Origin of the sequence: Flavobacterium panacis, from assembly GCF_024649945.1 — a bacterium.
In the GTDB taxonomy this organism is placed as follows: Bacteria; Bacteroidota; Bacteroidia; order Flavobacteriales; family Flavobacteriaceae; genus Flavobacterium; species Flavobacterium panacis.
On the sequence record NZ_JANKMS010000002.1, the window covers coordinates 273,649 to 293,095 of the forward strand.

The window sequence follows — 19,447 nt, forward strand, 5'->3', positions numbered from 1 at the left end:
TTATATTTACAGAAAACAAGAAATGAAAACCTATTTTGTTGACTCATTTACAAATGAAAAATTTAAAGGAAATCCAGCTGCGGTTTGTCTTCCCGAAGCCGAACTCGATGATGCGTTGATGCAAAATATTGCGGCAGAAATTGGATTTTCTGAAACTGCTTTTATAAAACAGATCAAGGAAAACACGTATAGCATTAGATTTTTTAGTCCGAAAATGGAAATTCCGTTATGCGGGCACGCGACTTTGGCTGCGTCTAAAATTCTTTTCAGCACGACTTCTTTGGAAACTATCCGATTTATTAATTGCAATAATGTCGAATTGTTTATTGAAAAAGAAGCGAATAAAATCAAGATGCAATTTCCGGTTTATGACACAGAGCAAACAGAAGTTCCTCAAAAACTCTTAGAAGCACTTGGTATTTCTGAAATCGTCGAAAAAAGATACAGTCCGAACAATAAAATAATTTTGATAGAAATTGAAAGTGCTCAAGAACTCGCCCATTTAAAACCCGATTTTACAGCCTTAAAAAATTCGCACAACGGAATAAACGGCGTTTTGGTAACTGCCATTTCCGACAACGAAAACTTCGATTTTCATTACCGCTATTTCTGGCCGTGGGCAGGAACCGACGAAGATCCAGTAACGGGCGGCGTTCAGACCTTTTTGACAAAATATTGGGCAACGAAACTAAATAAAACGAAATTTAATGCCTTTCAATCTTCTTCTAGAACCGGAATTATGAGTACAGAACTTGTTCAAGATAAAGTCTATATTCTGGGTGAAGCTGTGATTGTTTTAGAGGGTAATTTTGTTTTATAAATCCCGTTAGCGTCTAATCTTTGCGGAGCTACTTGCGAAGATTTCTCGTTCCTCGAAATGACAAAACTGTGCAAAAGAACTTTATAGAATCTATAGTGTTAGTATCTCTTTTAAATCCCGTTAGCGCAGATTTGTAATCCGTGCCCGCAACAGTAAGACGCAATACAAATAATCAAGAAACAAAAGCTACAAAAAATAATGTAGCTTTTGTTTAGATATTTACAGAAATCAATCTTTACTGGCACGGACATGGATTGCAAATCCGCGCTAAACAAGTTACGGTTTTCCGTACTATATTTTAATCTAAAGCAATTACTTTTAACAAAGTAAATAATCAGGTAGTTTTACTTATTGGTTAATTTGAATTAAGTACGATGTTTGCTTTTATATAAAATCTATTACAAACTGGTTAAAAAATAGATTTAAAATATGACATGACTACTACCAATCTCTATTTTCCAAAAAAAAATTGATTAGTTGATAAAAATATAAAAAAATGAATATTGAAGAATTTAATAGAAATGCATCTGATGCAAAAAAAATTGGCATAATAAAAGACTGTTTTCATCACAATAAGAATGAATGTAAAGGAAAAATAAAACAAGCTCATAGTATACAACGCAACGGTAGATTATCTATAATTGAAAGTGAAGTAAATAAAAATTTATCTGTTTATTGTTTTTCTCATTTTAAGTCTGACGAAAAAAATTTAATAAGTGATTTAGTTCCTCTTGGGAAAAAAGAAGCTTCAACATTTTATGGATTTTGTGATTTACATGATACTAATTTATTTTCTCCTATAGAAAATTTCCCATTTGATATTGATTCACAAATGCACTTCTTTTTGCACTCTTATCGTTCATTTGCTCACTCTTATCATAAAAAGAAAGAAGAATTAAATTTCTGGATGAATTTTGAGAAAACAAAATTTGATTCCATAATGTATAATGAAATCAAATCATATATGCAATGGGGAAATAATGTAGCACTCAAAGAATTGGAAAAAAGTAAAGTTTATTTGGACAATGCTATCGAAAATAAAAATTGGGAGAGTTTAGAATACTTAGTATATGAGAAAGAGGGTCTGTACCCCTTTGCAGTTTCCTCTCAAATGAGTCCTAAAGTTACATACAAGGGATTTCCAATCAATAATCATGAAAATCCTAGTATTCCTTATGAAAATCCAATGATTACTTTTTTACCAGATAATAATTCAACAATAGTTATTATAGCGGTATTTCCTCATGAAAGAAAAGCTGTCAAACTAATTCGAGAACTTGAAAAACTTAATGATCTTAAACTTGAAAAGGCAATAACTTCTTTAATTATAGCTAACTGTGAAAACACTTTCTTGTCTCCTTTATTTTGGAATAAAATATCGAAAATAGGTCAGCAAAAATTAATCTCCGAATTTACTATCAATGCTTCTTCAACAAAATACAACAATAAATTTTTCATCAGCTCTTTTAATTTTTTTGATGAAAAATATGAAATAAATATGCTAAAAAAATAACTTTTTCACAAACCATGCATTAATACATAAACGAGTTTAACACTTTTTCTAGAAAGAAAAAACATAGCTTAAAAACTGAAATTATGGAATTAATTGAAATTACTGAACCAACTATTCTAATCCGAATTAATAAAACTTACAGCCCAACAATGTCGAAACAATCACTTTATGATTACAGTCGTGGAAGGTGGAAATTAAAAATCGATCGTGCTAAAAAAGCAAAAATTGCATTATCAATATTTGATGGAATTGTTGTTGAAGTTTTTGAAATTAAAAGTTGGCATAATGCTGGCAAAACCGAAAGTAGCAGAAAACCAAATGATCGGCCAGATTTGAATTCTACAAAAAGTTTGGTTGGAAGAATCGAATTTCAAGGAGAGATAGCTGCGGAAAGCATTAGAAAAAAATACTTAAATAAATCGGTCAAGCAATATTTCAAAAAAGGAAATATGAATCCTGTTAAATATGTCAACGTTTAACTCCTGATTAATTAAAGATTTAATAACATATTACATACATGCAAAACACTAAAAAATACAAGAATGACGAATATTCAAATAATTAAGATAGGACACAATGACCATGTAGATTTTTCAAAACTTAAAAAAAGATTTGATTCATCATCTACATTTAAATCCCAAAATGATGTCATTGTTACGTCACCTCCTTTTTTAAACCAAGACTACTTAACAATTACAGATCAACAACTTATGTCAATTAATTTCAATAATGGTTCTGATTTTTCTATCGGCATTATTGATCGACCTCTTCAAGGAAATTTTTTTTCAAGACCAATAAGTGAGAATTTCATTGTCATATCAACATTTGGCCTTGAAGAACTTAATTTACGTGAGGGAATAACTGTTGAAAATTATTTATTAAGATTTGTGTATGCTTTTACAATTATGTTTAATGCATATGGCGGTTTTAATCAACAAGCTGCTGAAATTATGCAAAATAATATTTCAGGATGTTTATTTGATAGAGCAATATATAAAAAGCAAATAGCTATTTTCTTTAAAAACCCACATATAAGTCTTTCCGCAGAAAACATTCTGAGTACAAAAGCGATAAATGCTCAATTAATACCTGATACAAAAAAAGATATCAAAAAACTAAAAATTTCTTGGTACTATAATTATTCAAATTGGCTTAGTCGAAATCCAGTTTGGGCAACAATTATTATATTCATATCTGGTTTATTATTAAGTGATTTGGGGGGCAATTTCATATACGATTGGCTAACTGGTAATTTATGTAAATAACATCTCCCACTAGTGTGAGTATCTCGCTCTTGCCTATTGTTTCGTTCACAAGTTAGACGCTTGCACCAGCCCAAAAGGCATGTAAATATATGATATAAAAGATTTAAAAAATTATATAAATAATTTAACCACCATAACGCGGAATTGCAATCCCGATAGCGCCGACAAAACAAAAAAGTAAAAACAAAAAAATCAAAAAACTAATGGAAAAAGGAACCCACGGAAGAGATGAAAAAAGATTCGAAGAATTAAGTTATGCTGATCAAGCTAAAACTTTGAATGCACAAATTCAAATTATCAAAAAAGGCTTAAATGCTCACTTTAAGAAAGCACTAGAAAGTAAAGATTTAAATTTTATCGAATCTTCAAAAGGAAAATATATCGCCCAGTTAAATAAAATAATTAAACAATTAGAAAAAGACACCATAAGTAAGGTCTAAATATAATTAAGCATCTAAATCCGATCGCGCAGATTTCCAATCCTTATACGCAACAGTAAGACGCAATACATATAATCAAGAAACAAAAGCTACAAAAAATATATCTACAACAATTCTCAAAAAATGCCCGAAACAAAACCCAAAAAGAAAAACTGGCTCAAAACACTTATAGAAAATCTATTAGATTTAATTCTAAATTAGAAATAAAAAAAATGCGCAAAACTCTTTCTAAAGACTTTTGCGCATTTCCTTTTATATGATCAAAAAAAGAATTAACTACTTCCCTCCCAACATTCGCTCCAAATACTCATTCTTCTCCTTTTCTGCCTGAATCAAACGTTCATAAAGTTCTACCACTTTATCTAAAGGATTAAAAGTGCACGTACTGCTATGTCCAAAATTACTATGAGAAACAGCTTCATTAAAAGTATTAAAATAGTTGATTACGTTTTCTTCCGAAAAATTTTCAATAGCTTCAACTGTTACTTCGAGTGCTTTTGCAATTTCAATTAGTTTATCCTGATCAATCGTTTCGCTGGCTTCAAGATTAGAAACCGTTTGCTGACTTACACCTATAGCAAGTGCTAAGGCTTCTTGTTTCATGCCTTTTAATTCTCTGATACGGTTAATATTTCGTCCGATATGTCTTGTCTTTGCTGGTGTATTCATTGATCAAAGGTATTTAAAATTCTAAATTGAAATAGGTTAATGGTAAAAAACAAAAGCCATTGGTACGATACAAACGCATTTAGTTCTGCACTTTGTAATCTTTTACTTGCTTTGCAATCGTTTTGTAAAATTAAACTTTCCAAAACGAATTCATTAAAAAATTAACACAGCAATACCACAACAGCTGTGTCAATGGATATCTAAAATTACAATTTTCATTTGCAATTCCCTGCATCCTGCCTTTTTAAAGTTTACACGCCAAACCAAAATTTCGCAACCATAAAAATAAAAAACAAACTAAATAAAGAAAAGAAAATGAAAATGTCTTTTAAATTGGCCCTGCTTTGCTTAGGGCTTAGCCTAACTTATGCCAATGCACAAGTGGGAATGCCATCTAACAACCCAAATAAAGATGCTGTTCTAGACTTAAACAGAACAGACGGAACAAGTACAAAAGGTCTTTTGTTACCTAAAGTAGCTTTGACCAGTATAACGAGTGCTTCACCAATGACAGCACACATCGCAGGAATGCACATCTGGAATACGGCAACCGTAACCGGTACAAATGCCGTTACACCTGGAGAATATTTTAATGATGGCACCAAATGGATCCGTGTCTCATCTGCTACAGACGCCTGGATTCAGGATGGAAATAACAACGGAGCCATAAAAGCAATTGGTACCAACGATGCTTTCGATTTGCCTATTGAAACGAATGGTGTAGAGAAAATGAGAGTGACTTCAGCAGGAAATGTTGGAATCGGAACAACAGCTCCAACAGCAAAACTTGAAATTAAAAGTGCTACAACTAATACTTCAGGTTTAAAGTTTACCAACTTAACTTCTTCAACACCTATTTCTGCAGGTGCGACTCTGGGAGTTGATACAGCAGGAAATGTGGTTACAGTAACTGGAAATGCTTTTACACCATCAACTGGCTTAGCTAAACTATCTTCCACCATTACTATTCCTGTAAATTCTACAAATGCTAATTTAACATCGATTACACTTCCAGTTACTGGAACATATTTAATAACTTATACAATGAGAGCACAGTTTAGTTCTATGCCTACTGCTGGGACACAGTATGGAGTTGGTTTTCTTTCAACTGCGGGTACAAAAGCAACTATCTTAGCCAATTCAGAAATTCTTCTAGCGTATTCAATGCCTAGTTCCTCTGGAGCATTAGGCGTAGGTGGTAACTATTCAGGAACATTTATTTATACAGTAACCAGTGGAAGTCAAATAATTTATTTAGGAGCGACAAATTCTGCAGGATCAATTAGTAGTTTAAATCTAGGGGATAATTCTGATGGACGTACCAATATTTCATTTGTAAAGATTACACCATAATAAAAACAGATATTTTAGTTTCATTCCTTTCAATGTTACTTCTAAAAAACTACACAATTGTCTTTTGATTTTGTGTAGTTTTTGCTTTTTAAAAATTAAAAGAGCAAAATAACAAATGAGACTTTGGAAAAATTTGTAAGAATACGTTTTGTTTTTATCTTTAGTCTTTTAGAAAATCAAATAAATTATAAAGGCTAAATGAAGTTTAAACCTCTTTTACTATTGCTTCTTTTCAGTATCAGTTCTTGCATGGATAAAGACGATTACTATCATCGTGGAATCGAAAAAACACATATAGAGGATTACGAAGGAGCCAAAGCAGATTTTTCTAAAGCTATAGCGTTAGACCACTCGTTTATTGATGCCTATCGTCTTCGCGGAAAAGTAAAATCGTTTCTAGGCGAATACAGCGACGCTATCCTAGATTATTCGAAAGCGATCAAGATCAATCCACAAAATAATTACTCTTACCAAGCCTATTACGACAGAGGACTTGCCAAAATGGAGTTGAGCGATTATAAGGGAGCGGTTAGCGATTTTTCAAAAGACATCCAATTCGAAAAAACTTCATGGATTACGTATGCCGAAAGAGGACTCGCAAAATATTACTTAAAAGAGTATCAAAGCGCCATTAAAGATTGCGACTCAGCCATAGAAATTCACAACTTTATGGGCTATTCTTATTACATTAGAGGAATCAATAAATTAAGAATTAACGACCAGAACGGAGCCTGTCTGGATCTAGAAAAAGCAAGTGAACTGAATACTATAGACGGTATTCAATGTCGCGACACTATTGAAAAATATTGTAAACTGAAAAACCTGCCATGAAAAAATTAGCTCTTTTATCTATTTTAGTATTCGCCGTTTCCTGCCATAACAACACCACAAAAACGGTCGAAAAATCGGATCTTCCAAAAGAAACAGAAGTCCTATCTGAAAACGAAACCCAATCGGACAGCATTGTTACTAAAGATTCGAAAAACGAAGTCATGAAAGAAGAGGATCTTCTTTTTAACGGAAAACTAAAAAGATATTTTTCTCTAAAAGAATTTGAAAACGTTCTGGGAAAAACGGACAGTATTAAATTAATGTCTGAAGAAGAGCCTTGTTCCTATATTTTTGAAAACGAAGACGGCAGCAAAGATATGGAAGACAAATATCTTTATAAAGACGGTTCGCGATTTGAAAACACAAAAGACAAAGTCGCTGTTGATGAATTCAGATTCACAAAAAACAATTTCATTTTGTTTAAGGGAAACAAATTAAACGCCAACACTACTACAAGCGATCTTCAAAAACTCTTTCCCAATGCCATTAAAAATATCGGAACCATGAATGTTTACGGAGAAGGAGACCTGCAGGTAATTCAGCTAAGAGAAGATGACGATAATATCTCTGACGGACATATCAAGGTTTTCATCAAAAACGGGAAATTATATTATATGCATTGGTGGTTTCCTTGTTAAGTTAAGTCAGGCTCAGTAGATCTACTTTTACTTCCTGTATACGGTTTGTCTTCTTTATACCTATCTTATATTTGTACTATTTTTTTTATATATTCGCTTCGCTATTATAGCTTTTTTGAGTTGCTGTTTTAGAGTTATAAATACTAATAAAACAGAAGCTTGAAATTGAATAACGAAACCAAATAATGAAATACTATTTTAAAATCTTTCTTCTCTCGGTAGGTATTGGCATAATCAATATTCTGCTTTATTTACTTTTATTACAAATTCAGATTGTTAGCCATAGTAGTTATATTCCACAAGAGCTTTTTGTTGTTTTTTTACTTCTGTGCGCCATTCCTGTTCAATTTGGTTTACTGGTTTTGGTCGCTTATCTCTTTAAAAAAAATCAATTGGCAATTGGCATCACTTCGGTATCATTTATTGTGGTTTGTTTTTGCATTTTTTGGTCCACCTCTACTTGGGAAAGGGAAGCCTATAATACGGAACAAGTTTACAGAAGCACCGAAAAATACGATTACCAACAAGGAATTTCTACACCTGAAGGATATCCCATAAAATTACTTGCGGGGAGTAATTTTAGTATCGCGGTGCGAGGACATCGCAATCCAGTTACGCTTTTAGAAACCAGCAAAGTTTATTCGACAAACTGGGGAAATGGAGATACTACTTTTAAATCATCAGATGATGGTGATGTCGTATTACCAGATAGTTTAACTCTTTACTGGTATTCTTTTTTAGAAAATAAATATTACAGCTTAGAAACAAAATTGGACAAGACCCAAATATCCAACTATTTCAAAAAAGGATATAAATGGGATTATAGCGGAAATTTAGACAAAATATTACCTAGCACATATCGCCAATTAATAGCAGGAATTGCTCCAGGAGGAGATGTCGTACTTTGGATTTCTGGTTCTCACAACACAAAAGAATTAGCCACTTTTAAAGCCTCGCTAATAGATGCAAAAGAAATTGACGACCATGATACGGTTAAAGAGGACGAAATCAAAAAAGTGCTCAGTGATACCTGTACCTGTAAGGATGATGTTCAATTTAGAAGAATCGTTAATAATGGTAAACCTATTCCTTTTGGTATTTGGAGTACTAAATATCGTAAAAAATACAATTGGAAAGCAGCAATAAACAACCTCGGACAAACAAAGTCTAAATTGTATTTTATCTTTTATAATGCTGAAGAACACGAATTGTTTAATGGTGAAATAACTAAAATGAAATATCAAAAACAAGTTTTACCTAATTATCTGATTTATACCTTCATAAAAAATAAAAAAAGATACAAAGCATATCTGGAATTTGATGAAGATGAGATATTCAGTCTTTTTGAAACGCTGGCACCAAACAACGCTAATGATCCTCTAGATTTAGTAATAAATATCAGTTCAGATTTAAGCAAGACGACAATTGAATTACATTCAAAAAACAAAACTCTTGATTTCAATAAAATGAAAAAGGTAAAAATTTATGCTGATTAAAGTGATTTAAAAAACCTCATCAAAATGAAAACAAAATCTTTTTACATATTAGGCATTTTCTTAACTCTTTTTATCAGTGCTTCCATTTTGTGGATGTTAAAAAACGATGTTTTCAAGCAAAAAGCTACTTATATTGAGTATCGAGATAAAGAGTTGGAACAAAGACTTGGCTACAATTTGGATGAGTATTTAAAAACAAAATCTATATTTTTATTACAACTCAACGGAAATGAAAAGTATGATGATAGTATTTTAAAACAGTTTCAGCTGAAAATTCAGGAGATACAAAAAGCGCAAAACCCGAAGATCGCTATTCATTTAAAATTTGACAAGAAAACAACTTATGGAAATGTGGTCCGTTCTTTTCAAATCTGCAAAATAGAAGGTTGTACCACTTACGCCCCTGACGGATATGATTTCTGGATTTTCCCCTATACTAAGTAAAACTCCAATAGTGCAGATTTACAAAATTTAATAATGAAAAAGAAAAATCAGGAAAAAATAAAAAATGATATTATCTCATAAAAACTGTACGATTGAAATCACTGATGAAAAAATTGACTGTGAGTACGAATATGTTCGCAGCAAAACTATTAACTGGGAATTATTTTTGAATGAAAAAATACAGTTTCAAAAAACCATCTTGAATCCTGAAGAAATTAGTGAATTTAAATTTGAAATTGAGGATGTAAGCCATAGAACTTTTTATACTCAAGAAGCAGTAATCTATTATTTGAAGAAAAAAGAAAAAAAGCCTATAGAGTTTTTTAGATTTTGTGTCATAGAGAAACCAAAATTGAGCAGTCAAACCAAATCATATGAGTTTGCAAATGAAATCCTTACAAATATTTCAGAGAAATACAACATTCCGTTTTCATTTAAACTTTATATTGAAACAAAGGAAAAAGAAAAAAAACTCAGCATTGCACTCTTTCTGATAATAGTAATAGTAGGAATTTTTCTTTTATTTATAGCCAATAGTGCAGATTAATCAGTGCCTGTAAAATTCAATAATGGAAAATAACATTGAGGAAAAAATAAAAAATCTAACTAATCAATTACTCGAATTGGTAAGTCTAAAATGTCGGAACGATGTTTCAAACAATCTCGTATTTATTTTATCCAATATTTCGGAAACAGACATCGCAGGAGAAAATGCTTTGGTTGATCGCCACAACAGAAACATAGTCAACAAAAAGAAAACGCCAAAAAGCTTTAATGAAGCAGTTTCTGATCTGTCAAAAATTTACGATTCGGTTTACGATATAAACTTACACGTTTATAAAGCCGAAAAAAATCGAACAATACTTGATATTCGGTATTTTCTTAAAAGTGAACTCGATACTGAGTATTTGAAAACAGTAATTGATAATCCTCCTATGCTACATTGTAAAATTGCATTACCTCCATATCTAAAAGAAAATAGCAAATTTGATGTCAATTGGGAATTGGGTGGCATCAGACATCACTGGAATCTGTTTTGGTACAGAAGAAAATTTAGAAAATTTGTACAAGCTAGACATTCTCGCTAGTAAAGTTTTTTTGATTTTAAGTAGTATTTTTCTATTGGAAACCTGCTGGGATTAAATACTATTTTTTAGAAAGTTCTTCAGATTTTTCAAGTTTAAAAGCCAAGAAGAAATCTCTTATATTTGTTTATAATCAAATATCTAAAATCTAAAACTTTCATGGAAGAAAATTTTTGTTGACGCTGTAATATGAAAACTAAAACATGAAAAAAATTCTATTTTATGGAAAACAAATTCATTAATTATGATAAATTAACTAAATCTAATATTATCACGCTTAGTTCTTATTTATTAATTTCTTTTTTCTTACTACCATATTGTTTTCAAAACAAAACTAATCACAAAGATATATTGTATCTATACGGGCTAGGAACTCAACTTTTTCTTTATTTTTTTCAATATAAGGCATTACGCAACTTTAATTATTTTTTAATCTGGATAACAATTGGAATTATACATTATTTTATTTTTCTCGCTATTAAAGATTTCTCTGAATTTAAACTTGCTCACGGCAATGCGGCTTTCGGTTTAAGAAATACAATATTTTCTTTGTTACTTTTTCAATTTTTAAGATTTATAAGCTTAGCTATTCAGGACAAAGAATTGATTTCACCAGGAAAAGGCAATACAACCGATCTTTATGATGGGCGAAAAGCTTCAATAATTGATATCATTTGCTTCTTCATTTTTTTAGGGACAACTATCTTTTTACTACAATAACATAATAGCAAAATTTAAATAAAGTGTAAAGTAGAAAACCCGATAGCGCAGATTTACAATCCATACTTACAACGATAAGACACAAAAATCATCAACAAAAAAGCTACAAAAAATCGTGTAGCTTTTTTTTTATATTTACAAAAACATAAAAACCAATCAAAATGATGACTCTAATTGCAATTTTCTTTCCATGTGTTTCTTTCCTTTTGAGAGGAAAAATACTTACTTGCATTATTTGTTTGATTTTGCAAATCACTTTAATTGGCTGGATTCCTGCTGCAATTTGGGCGGTTATCTCTTTACAAAATTCAAGAGCTGATAAACGAAATGAGAAACTAATAAAAGCAATAAGAGCAAAATCCTAAGCGAACAACGAGTAACCCAAAAGCATGAAAGCAATATTCTCCTTGCCGTACTTACTTTTAATCTTTTTCCTTTTTGGAGTTTACTTTTCAGTTGCTTCATGTCAGGAAAAAAGTAATAACGAAAACAAGATTACAGAAAAAGAAGCTCTGCAAATCGCAAAAAGATATGGCATTTCTGGAGATAATGTTGAAATATATTTTCAAACTTATATCTATGGAAAAGGAACCCTGGGTTATGAAAAAGGCAAAAGAAAATTATTCTATTGGGATGTATCCAAAAAATGTAACCATTGCCCTATGATACAAATTGATGCCGTAACCGGAAAAGTGTTTTCTGAAGGCAGATATAAGTATGTCTACTAAACATTAAAGAAGGAAGAAATAAAAATTTCAACTACTCAATTGCTTAGCCATAAAAAGACTTTTAGATAAGTTTAAGAACCGTCAAATTCAAGTAAAATGAAAAAATTGTTACTGTATTTTCCGATACTATTTTTATTTGGTTTTAGCGCTACACTACTGGCGCAAACACAAGCCGAAATGAATCAAACCGCCATTAACGATTATAAAAAAGCGGACAATGAACTTAATCTGGTGTATAAAAAACTAGTAAAACAACTATCTGAAAAAGAGAAAAAATTACTAATCGTAGCTCAAAAAGACTGGATTAAGTTTAGAGATTCAAAGTGTAATTTTGAACAGAAAGAATATGAGGGAGGAAGCATTCAACCTGTCATTTATTATGCCTGCCTAATGGAATGCACCAATAAAAGAACAGAGGATTTAAAAGCCAATTTAGAAGATCGCGAAAAAAGATATGGCGCTAAGTAATGCAACTTAACAGGAAGACTTTAATCAAATAAAATTCAGCTTAAAATGGAAAACTTCGACTGGACTTCATTCACCAAAAAAATAGCAATTAAAGCACCCCTTGAAGACATTTACAACGCCTGGACCATAGCAAATGAAATCGCAAAATGGTTTCTGGAAAAAGTATCTTTTTTTGATAGCAAACAAAATCCAATCAGCAAAGACCAAAACGTTTCTCAAAATGATACTTATGAATGGTTCTGGTATTTATACAAAGATGCGATGAAAGGAAAAATAACTGCTGCCAACGGAAAAGACCAATTGCAGTTTACCTTTGAAGGAACTTGTCTGGTCGATATAAAACTGAGCGAAAGTGATGGTTACACTATTGTTGAACTTCGTCATCACAATATTCCAACAGATGATTTTTCTAAACAATACATCAGGTTAGGCTGTTCTAACGGCTGGCATTTTTATTTGATCAATCTAAAATCGGTTTACGAAGGAGGTTTGGATTTGCGCAATAAGGATGAGAATTTGAATCCGATGATTAATAACTAAACAAACCCCACAAATGCCTGAATTAAAAAACCTTACAGAAAAGGAGTTACTGAAATTAAACTCTGACATCATGGATGAGTTAAAAGCAAGAAAAATAATTCGTACACGAAACAATCCAATTGCCGATTATTGCGAATGGTATGTGGCAGAAAAATTCGGATGGAATTTAAAAAACAACTCAAATTCAGGTTATGATGCGATTGATTCCGAAAATCTTAGGGTACAAATCAAATGCAGAACTTTAATGAACACAAAACGATCCAGACAGCTTGGAGTTATCAGAAAACTGGATCAGGACACATTTGATTATTTAATTGCTCTTTTATTTGATGAAAACGCTGAAGTTACAGAAGCTTATAAAATTTCAAAGGGACTAATAAAAAAATATGCCAAATTTAGTAAACATCAAAACGGACATATACTTCATGTGAAAGGGAATTTGCTGAATGATGAAAAATTGGAAGATATTACAGAACTTTTGAAATAACCACAGAAACACCAATTCTATTATATAATTGTAAATTATAGAAAAACTTCAAAATAAATATGGTTGACATTCCTGAATTAAGTAAAAAAGTACTAAGTCGTCTTGTTAAAATGAATAACGAAAAAACAGGAGGAAACTTTCGTGAACAGCTCATTTTCCCAATAAAAATTCAAGATAGCGGCAACAAAAAAGTAATTAGAATATCTGAACAAGAAATGCGTTTTCTATTTGTTGAAGAGTTTAAAATGAAATATCCTTATTTATTTTATTCTATTGAAACACCAACAACTGGCAAGTTTTCATTTGGCAAAACCTACGAAGATATCAAACTTGAAGACGAAGGTCAGTCTGCTTCTCATGACATGTGTGTATATGAAAAAACTAATTCGGAATATAAACGTATTCTAAATATTGAATTCAAACATCGTAATTCTGGAATTGCCAAAAGCGGAAAAGATATTTTAAAACTAATAAGGGAAGAACAAAACGGAGTATTCATTCATTTACTCGAAAATACAGATGACAATACCTTAGTTAGTGTATTTATAAAACTTCTAGACTGTTTCGAAAAGTTTAAACAACTATGGCTTAACGAAAGTAAAAGTATTCAAGTAGTTATTCTTTCTTTAAAACAAAAAAAATTAATCCACTGCAAATTGCAAAAGAAAGATTTGTTACAGCTAAACCAATTCTTTGTATTAGAGCAAAAACTTGGAAACATCGATAATTTCAAAAACAGTTTTTGGACTCTTGTCGATTTAAATAAAAATTAAAAACATCCCAAGAAATTTCCTCTTTGGGATGTTTTTTATAAAGGTAAGGTAAAGCAAAGAAAAAAAACTAAGCCTCCTCTTCTACCTTCAAAATTTCGAGTTTCAAATTTCCTTTTTTAGCAGGCCATTCGACCAAATCTCCTACTTTGTAACCTACCATCGCGATTCCTTCATCAGAAAGAACCGAAATTTTATTCTTGCTTACCTTCACTTTATCAGGACCAACCAGTAGAATGGTTTTTTCTTCATTATTGATATGGTTTTTATACGTTACTTTTCGGTTAATCGAGACAATATCTTCTGGAAGATTCTTGCGCAATACCTGAGTGGCATGTTTTAATTCATTCAGCAACAACTCTTCTTCTTGTGGTGTAACTTTTTTTCTTCTTACGTGATCTTTAATTAAATCGTAGGTTCCTGTAGTTAAAATAATATTTTGTGACATAACTTTCTTGTTTGCTTCATTTTGCATCGGGTATGATGCACAACTCTTCTCATCCCGAATGAAAATTGAGATTAAATATATGGACTATAAAAATGGAAGAATCCCCTGCCTAGAGTTTCGACAGGGCAAAAGGAATAAACTCTTTTGAGCTTTTTAAGAAAGTATCATCATGCAAATACAATAATGTGTACATCAGGCACATTAAACAGCTATTTATCAAATAAAAATTGGCAGTTCCCATTATTGTTTCAACTCTAATAATCTTTCTGCAATATACATATTTTTCTTATAAAAAAGAAAAGAAACTTTGGAAGAATATAGCTTCTCTTAAAAGTAAAATGCGTAAAAGTCAAATTGATTTTTACGCATTTTTTATTTCATTATCTTTTTATATGCTTTATATAAAAAATAAATTACAGCTGCGAAAAACAGCAGAAGAAACAACTGCCATAACAACAAGCCTATTTGAAAATCATTAATTAGTTTTTCCATAATTTTATTTATTGAGCTAAAATACAAATTATAAATTAACAAGAAAAATAACTTTTAGTATACACTTTAATTACAATATGTCCGTTCTAATTACGGTTTCACGTAAGGATTTTGTTTCGGAACCCATTACTTTTGGAAAAGCTTTAAAAACTAACTTTCAAACAACCAAAAATAAAAATCAATGAAATTGATACTAACCTCTTTACTTTTTATTTTCAACCTACTTTTATCTGCGCAATCCAATCAATTGGCAGGTGATTATAGTCGTTCGCTTGGAGAAAAAGGAAAACATGAATTTGAATACAAACTTACTTTAAATCAAGACGGAACATTTTTATTTCATTATTATTCTAAAATAGACAATGGAACTCCTCCTGAAGTAAATAAATACGGAAAAGGCAAATGGACCACAAAAGACAATGTGGTTACTTTTTCGGCAGACAAAAAGGAAGATTTGGATGAAAAATATACGCTTGATTTTACTAATTCGGCTGCCCGTTTTGTGACTAAAAATCCGAGAGATAAAAGCGATAAAATAGTGCAAACCAGACTTAGGTTTTTAGCATCAGAAATCTTCTGGATGAAAGGAATCGATATTTTCAAAATATAAACAGAACTTTCATACCTCACATGAAATTAAGAAAACATCCTTTTTTTCAAAAAAACAAATCATTCAAATACTTTTTATTAGTTCATCTGGTAATTAGTCTGATTTTTTGTGTTTCGCAATTGATTCATGGCTTTATAAAAGGCGATCCTTTTAAAAGCATTGCAAAACCTTTTGAAAATTTAAAAGCTTTAAGTATTCCAGAAAAATATTTAAAAACCGATTTTTTCGTATTAGACACCGCTTTTGTCGAACAAAAAGAATCCTCTTCGGGAGCTTCTACCGAATGCAGTAAATACACTATTGTTAAAGGCCACGTAAAAGATTCCGATACGCAAAGAGAAATTATTGCTCAGGATAATAACTTGGAGACTTTTTACACTGTTAAATACGATTTGGTAAACAATATCAAAACGCCTATTTACATTAAAAAGAACGAACCAATAAAAATATGGAGAAGTACCTTAAACGATGAAATTTTTCTGGAAAACGAACAGATGATACTGGACGAAAAATTCAATGCGGTTATCGGCTTATATTTTCAGGTTTCTCTTATCCTTTTAACGATACAATTATTAATTCTAAAAAAGAGATCTGAAATAGAATAAGCCGCCTTCCCCATCTACAAGCTTGATCTGATAAGTTAATAAAACGATTTTGAAACTTTACATCAGTTAATTATGAAAAAATTCATTTTTATAGTTTTAGCCTCAATTCTTTTCACATCGTGTTTTGGTTTGTACGACTATGGAAGCGACATTATTGTAGATGATTATGAAGCACTTTGGATTGACTTGTACGAATCCAGATCTTTAAAAAAAGGAGAAACATTAGTACCTGCCTATGTTGCTGCGGTAGGTTATGATTCAAAATATATTTATTCGAAACAACATCCGCTTTTAGAAAATTCCAAAGAAAAAATAAATTTAAAAGTAACGAATTACTACATCATCGAAAGAACAAAAAGCGGCTTTCAAGACAAACCTGTCTTTGGTCCGTTTAATAAGTTAGGTTTTGAAAAAAAATGCCAGGAACTTTCCATCCAACCAAAATTTCATTTAACTTTTCCAACTGAATGGCATTTTGAGTGATGAATGAAGATTGTATAATGTATTTACAATTGTATAGTTTTTCAAGAACCAAACAAAAACCTTTGTCCCTTTGTCTCTCTGAACCTTTGCCCCTTTCCCATAAAATCCCTATTTTCGCTCTTCAATAAGAAAAGGAAAAAATGAAGGTCTGTATTGCTGAGAAACCAAGTGTAGCACGTGAAATCGCATCCGTTTTAGGCGCCAATACCAAACATGACGGATATTACGAAGGCAACGGTTATGCGGTAACTTATACTTTCGGGCATTTATGTACCTTAAAAGAACCTAACGATTACAAACCGCACTGGAAAAGCTGGGATTTAAATAATCTTCCCATGCTTCCTGATAAATTTGAAACCAAAGTAGTTCAGAATTCTGGAATCCAGAAGCAGTTTAAAATTATAAAAACACTTTTTGAAAAAGCCGAATTGGTTATCAATTGCGGGGATGCTGGGCAGGAAGGAGAATTAATTCAGCGTTGGGTGATGAACGAAGCGCATTACAAAGGCGAAATAAAACGTTTATGGATTTCCTCCCTGACTACCGAAGCCATAAAAGAAGGTTTTGATAATCTGAAACCCTCTGAAAACTACGACAATTTATTCTATGCCGGATTTTCGAGAGCAATTGGCGACTGGCTTCTCGGAATGAATGCTACACGTTTATATACCGTAAAACATGGCGGTTATAAACAAGTTTTATCTATTGGACGCGTTCAAACGCCGACATTGGCAATGGTTGTGGACCGATTTAAAGAAATCGAAAACTTTAAACCTCAACCTTATTGGGAATTACAGACTTTGTATCGCGAAACGCTTTTTAGCTATGAAGAAGGACGTTTCTTAAATAAAGCTGACGGAGAAATTCTAGCCGAAAAAGTAAAAGAAAGTGATTTTGAAATTGTTTCTGTCGATAAGAAAAACGGAAACGAATATGCTCCAAAACTCTTTGATTTAACAGGTTTACAAGTCTATTGCAATCAGAAATTTGGTTTTTCAGCCGAAGAAACGTTGAAAATTGCCCAGACATTATACGAACAAAAAGCGATTACTTATCCCAGAGTAGATACTACTTTTCTTCCGGGAGACATTTATCCAAAAGTACCTGGAATTCTGCAAAAACTGACCAATTACAGTCATTTAACAGAACCTCTTTTAGGAAAGAAAATCAAAAAATCGCCAAAGGTTTTTAATGATAAAAAAGTAACCGATCACCACGCTATTATTCCAACCGGAATCGAAATTAATCTGCCTCATAATCAGCAGCAGGTTTATGATATTATTACCAAACGTTTTATTGCAGTATTTTATGATGATTGTCTCGTAGCCAATACTACCGTAATCGGAAAAGCGGCAGATGTTACTTTTAAAGCCACAGGAAAAGAAATCCTGAAAAAAGGTTTTAGAGTGGTTTTTGAAGATCCAAATGCTAAAGAAAAAGAACCGGATTTATTGCCGAGTTTTGTTGTGGGCGAAAAAGGACCACATGAACCTTCTTTCCTTCAAAAAGAAACCAAACCGCCCAATCATTTTACAGAAGCCACTTTGCTGCGCGCAATGGAAACCGCAGGAAAACAAGTCGACGACGAAGATCTGCGAGAATTGATGAAAGAAAATGGAATTGGTCGACCGTCAACTCGTGCGAATATTATTGAAACACTTTTTAAACGTCAATATATTGTTCGAAACAAAAAACAGGTTTTACCCACTATAACAGGAATTCAGTTGATTGATACGATTCAGAATGAATTAATCAAATCGGCTGAACTTACAGGTTCTTGGGAAAAGCAGTTGAAAGATATCGAAAAAGGTACTTTTACAGCTGCGGCTTTTATTAAAAACATGAAACGTATGGTTGAAGCTTTGGTTTACGAGGTTAGAAGCGAAACCAAACATGCCAATATTTCTTATGCGGCAACAATTCAGAAACCAGTTGTAAAAGCAGAGAAAAAAAAAGCAGCAGGAATTTTGGCTGAAACTTGTCCGAAATGTCAAAAAGGAACTTTTATAAAAGGAAAATCCGCTTTTGGTTGCAGCGAATACAAATCGGGTTGTGATTTTGTACTTCCTTATGTTTTTCATGATAAAAAAATAACAGAACCACAATATTTAAGATTGCTTCAAAAAGGCTCAACGGTAAATATAAAAGGTTTCAAAATCGATTCGGGAACTTTAGAAGGTTTGATTCGTTTTGAGGAAAATTATAAACTCAAATTAGAGCCCAAAAAAACAGATAAAAAAACCGAGCCAAAAGAAAATTCAGATGCTTTGGTTTGCCCGAAATGCAAAAAAGGAACTATTCTAAAAGGCAAAACCGCTTATGGCTGCGCTGAATATAAATCAGGTTGCGATTTTAAAGTAACTTTTGATGAAGTTAGAGCTAAGCTTCAAGATCAAAAACCAACAAAGGAATTGGTTTACTTGATTTTATCTGCGAGCGTATAATTTTTTTGCCACAGATTTAAAGGATTATATTGATTTTTGTTTGCCACGAATTACACTAATTTCCACTAATTTATTTTTTTATGCTGCTGATAACTATT

The 19,447-nt window shown here is 31.8% G+C and carries 25 protein-coding genes; 23 read left to right on the forward strand and 2 right to left on the reverse strand.

The window, feature by feature from the left end; genetic code table 11:
- The first annotated feature begins 22 nt into the window (after positions 1-22).
- The 5 genes from NQQ59_RS06165 (at position 23) to NQQ59_RS06185 (ending at position 4,038) form a co-directional block, all read left to right on the forward strand.
- Positions 23-820 carry a PhzF family phenazine biosynthesis protein gene (locus tag NQQ59_RS06165; RefSeq protein WP_144214781.1) on the forward strand — a complete coding sequence of 266 codons (798 nt, stop codon included), beginning with the start codon at positions 23-25 and terminating at the stop codon, positions 818-820.
- Positions 821-1,316: 496 nt separating this feature from the next.
- Positions 1,317-2,333 (forward strand): hypothetical protein, encoded by a 1,017-nt coding sequence (locus tag NQQ59_RS06170; RefSeq protein WP_144214782.1) that lies wholly within the window; start codon positions 1,317-1,319, stop codon positions 2,331-2,333.
- Between the two features lie 83 nt (positions 2,334-2,416).
- Positions 2,417-2,812, forward strand: a complete 396-nt coding sequence (locus tag NQQ59_RS06175) for a hypothetical protein (protein WP_144214783.1) — start codon at positions 2,417-2,419, stop codon at positions 2,810-2,812.
- 63 nt (positions 2,813-2,875) lie between these two features.
- Positions 2,876-3,598, forward strand: a complete 723-nt coding sequence (locus NQQ59_RS06180; protein WP_144214784.1) for a hypothetical protein — start codon at positions 2,876-2,878, stop codon at positions 3,596-3,598.
- Between the two features lie 203 nt (positions 3,599-3,801).
- The gene (locus NQQ59_RS06185) at positions 3,802-4,038 is read left to right on the forward strand and encodes a hypothetical protein (RefSeq protein ID WP_144214785.1); all 237 of its coding nucleotides are present in this window, start codon (positions 3,802-3,804) and stop codon (positions 4,036-4,038) included.
- Between the two features lie 276 nt (positions 4,039-4,314).
- On the opposite strand, the gene NQQ59_RS06190 is transcribed toward NQQ59_RS06185, so the two are convergent.
- Complete coding sequence (locus tag NQQ59_RS06190; RefSeq protein ID WP_144214786.1) at positions 4,315-4,707, reverse strand: helix-turn-helix transcriptional regulator; 393 nt, start codon at positions 4,705-4,707, stop codon at positions 4,315-4,317.
- Between the two features lie 321 nt (positions 4,708-5,028).
- Between NQQ59_RS06190 and NQQ59_RS06195 the strand changes: the two genes are divergently transcribed.
- From NQQ59_RS06195 to NQQ59_RS06260, 14 genes are all read left to right on the forward strand, one after another.
- Complete coding sequence (locus NQQ59_RS06195; protein ID WP_144221501.1) at positions 5,029-6,060, forward strand: hypothetical protein; 1,032 nt, start codon at positions 5,029-5,031, stop codon at positions 6,058-6,060.
- Positions 6,061-6,258: 198 nt separating this feature from the next.
- Positions 6,259-6,891, forward strand: coding sequence for a tetratricopeptide repeat protein (locus NQQ59_RS06200; RefSeq protein WP_144214788.1), 633 nt, complete (start codon positions 6,259-6,261; stop codon positions 6,889-6,891).
- Positions 6,888-7,529 (forward strand): hypothetical protein, encoded by a 642-nt coding sequence (locus NQQ59_RS06205; protein ID WP_144214789.1) that lies wholly within the window; start codon positions 6,888-6,890, stop codon positions 7,527-7,529. The genes NQQ59_RS06200 and NQQ59_RS06205 overlap by 4 nt, the downstream gene beginning before the upstream one ends.
- A 185-nt stretch (positions 7,530-7,714) precedes the next feature.
- On the forward strand, positions 7,715-9,025 hold the full coding sequence (locus NQQ59_RS06210; protein ID WP_144214790.1) for a DUF2931 family protein: 1,311 nt from the start codon (positions 7,715-7,717) through the stop codon (positions 9,023-9,025).
- A gap of 24 nt (positions 9,026-9,049) precedes the next feature.
- Positions 9,050-9,469, forward strand: a complete 420-nt coding sequence (locus tag NQQ59_RS06215) for a hypothetical protein (RefSeq protein WP_144214791.1) — start codon at positions 9,050-9,052, stop codon at positions 9,467-9,469.
- 64 nt (positions 9,470-9,533) lie between these two features.
- A complete protein-coding gene (locus NQQ59_RS06220; protein WP_144214792.1) occupies positions 9,534-10,016 on the forward strand; it encodes a hypothetical protein in 483 nt (160 codons plus the stop codon).
- Between the two features lie 22 nt (positions 10,017-10,038).
- Positions 10,039-10,557, forward strand: a complete 519-nt coding sequence (locus NQQ59_RS06225; RefSeq protein WP_144214793.1) for a hypothetical protein — start codon at positions 10,039-10,041, stop codon at positions 10,555-10,557.
- Positions 10,558-10,776: 219 nt separating this feature from the next.
- Positions 10,777-11,274, forward strand: coding sequence for a hypothetical protein (locus NQQ59_RS06230; RefSeq protein ID WP_144214794.1), 498 nt, complete (start codon positions 10,777-10,779; stop codon positions 11,272-11,274).
- 161 nt (positions 11,275-11,435) lie between these two features.
- The gene (locus NQQ59_RS06235; protein WP_222104877.1) at positions 11,436-11,639 is read left to right on the forward strand and encodes a YqaE/Pmp3 family membrane protein; all 204 of its coding nucleotides are present in this window, start codon (positions 11,436-11,438) and stop codon (positions 11,637-11,639) included.
- Positions 11,640-11,663: 24 nt separating this feature from the next.
- Positions 11,664-12,002 (forward strand): PepSY domain-containing protein, encoded by a 339-nt coding sequence (locus tag NQQ59_RS06240; protein ID WP_144214795.1) that lies wholly within the window; start codon positions 11,664-11,666, stop codon positions 12,000-12,002.
- A 96-nt stretch (positions 12,003-12,098) separates the two neighbouring features.
- Positions 12,099-12,470, forward strand: coding sequence for a lysozyme inhibitor LprI family protein (locus NQQ59_RS06245; RefSeq protein WP_144214796.1), 372 nt, complete (start codon positions 12,099-12,101; stop codon positions 12,468-12,470).
- A gap of 45 nt (positions 12,471-12,515) precedes the next feature.
- Complete coding sequence (locus NQQ59_RS06250; protein WP_144214797.1) at positions 12,516-13,010, forward strand: SRPBCC family protein; 495 nt, start codon at positions 12,516-12,518, stop codon at positions 13,008-13,010.
- 13 nt (positions 13,011-13,023) lie between these two features.
- Positions 13,024-13,497 carry a DUF6998 domain-containing protein gene (locus tag NQQ59_RS06255; protein ID WP_144214798.1) on the forward strand — a complete coding sequence of 158 codons (474 nt, stop codon included), beginning with the start codon at positions 13,024-13,026 and terminating at the stop codon, positions 13,495-13,497.
- Between the two features lie 110 nt (positions 13,498-13,607).
- On the forward strand, positions 13,608-14,270 hold the full coding sequence (locus NQQ59_RS06260) for a hypothetical protein (protein ID WP_144214799.1): 663 nt from the start codon (positions 13,608-13,610) through the stop codon (positions 14,268-14,270).
- Between the two features lie 67 nt (positions 14,271-14,337).
- On the opposite strand, the gene NQQ59_RS06265 is transcribed toward NQQ59_RS06260, so the two are convergent.
- Positions 14,338-14,715 (reverse strand): GreA/GreB family elongation factor, encoded by a 378-nt coding sequence (locus NQQ59_RS06265; protein WP_144214800.1) that lies wholly within the window; start codon positions 14,713-14,715, stop codon positions 14,338-14,340.
- Between the two features lie 673 nt (positions 14,716-15,388).
- On the opposite strand from NQQ59_RS06265, the gene NQQ59_RS06270 reads away from it, so the two are divergent.
- The 4 genes from NQQ59_RS06270 to NQQ59_RS06285 all read left to right on the forward strand — a co-directional run bounded on the left by NQQ59_RS06270 (position 15,389) and on the right by NQQ59_RS06285 (position 19,349).
- Positions 15,389-15,817 (forward strand): copper resistance protein NlpE, encoded by a 429-nt coding sequence (locus NQQ59_RS06270; RefSeq protein ID WP_144214801.1) that lies wholly within the window; start codon positions 15,389-15,391, stop codon positions 15,815-15,817.
- 20 nt (positions 15,818-15,837) lie between these two features.
- The gene (locus NQQ59_RS06275) at positions 15,838-16,422 is read left to right on the forward strand and encodes a hypothetical protein (RefSeq protein ID WP_144214802.1); all 585 of its coding nucleotides are present in this window, start codon (positions 15,838-15,840) and stop codon (positions 16,420-16,422) included.
- Between the two features lie 72 nt (positions 16,423-16,494).
- Positions 16,495-16,905: a DUF3997 domain-containing protein gene (locus NQQ59_RS06280; protein WP_144214803.1), complete on the forward strand. Its 411-nt coding sequence runs from the start codon at positions 16,495-16,497 to the stop codon at positions 16,903-16,905.
- A gap of 140 nt (positions 16,906-17,045) precedes the next feature.
- Positions 17,046-19,349 carry a DNA topoisomerase 3 gene (locus tag NQQ59_RS06285; protein WP_144221503.1) on the forward strand — a complete coding sequence of 768 codons (2,304 nt, stop codon included), beginning with the start codon at positions 17,046-17,048 and terminating at the stop codon, positions 19,347-19,349.
- Positions 19,350-19,447: the final 98 nt, after the last annotated feature.